Annotated in this window: 1 protein-coding gene; it reads left to right on the plus strand. The window is 64.5% G+C overall.

Annotation, left to right across the window (positions count from 1 at the left end; genetic code table 11):
• The coding region (locus GSQ90_RS24225) for a hypothetical protein (protein ID WP_210254968.1) at positions 1-724 on the plus strand (724 nt) is incomplete at both ends.

The following is a 724-nucleotide window of genomic DNA, read 5'->3' on the forward strand; positions in this document are numbered from 1 at the left end:
TGGAACAAGCCTGACGACAGGCGGGGACGCGAGCCTGACGGCGGGCGTTTCGACGAACCTGACGCCGACGAATCCTGTATCGCTGTCCTGGACGAATGTGAATGCGGGAACGACATTCGAAGCGCAAGCCTATGGCGGGACGATTGCGACGCTGGGCTCGGCGACCAGCGGCGGAACACAGACGATCGGAGCGACGGGGAATATCGGTTTTACGACTTTGTTGGCGAATGCTGGCGACGTCGATGTAGCCTCGACGGCGGGCTCGATCGCGGGGACGACGGCGACCGCGAAAGGTTCGGCGGATCTTGCGGCCTATGGCGACAATACCGGAACGACGCTGACGACGCTGACGGGGAGCGCAACGCTATCGGCGACGATGGGCCGGATCGACTGGGCGAACGTGAATGCCGCGACGACATTCGGAGCGACGGCGAAGGCTGGCGCGATCGAACTGGGCTCTGCGACGAGCGACGGGACTGAGACGATCGAGGCCTATCTGGGTCTTGGCTATACGACCTTGAAGACGACGGGGATCGCAGGCGGCGATGTCGGGGATATCAGGCTGACTTCGGACACGGCGTCGATCACCGGCAATGCGCCTTCCGACACGCTGGACGCCAACGGCTCGTTCATCCTGAATGCGGCGACGGCGATCGCTGCGACGGCGCTGACGGCGGAGACGGGCACGGGCTTCGTCAAGTCGGGCGGAACGATCGGGCTGGGT

This window comes from Methylocapsa sp. S129 (genome assembly GCF_009765995.1).
In the GTDB taxonomy this organism is placed as follows: Bacteria; Pseudomonadota; Alphaproteobacteria; order Rhizobiales; family Beijerinckiaceae; genus Roseiarcus.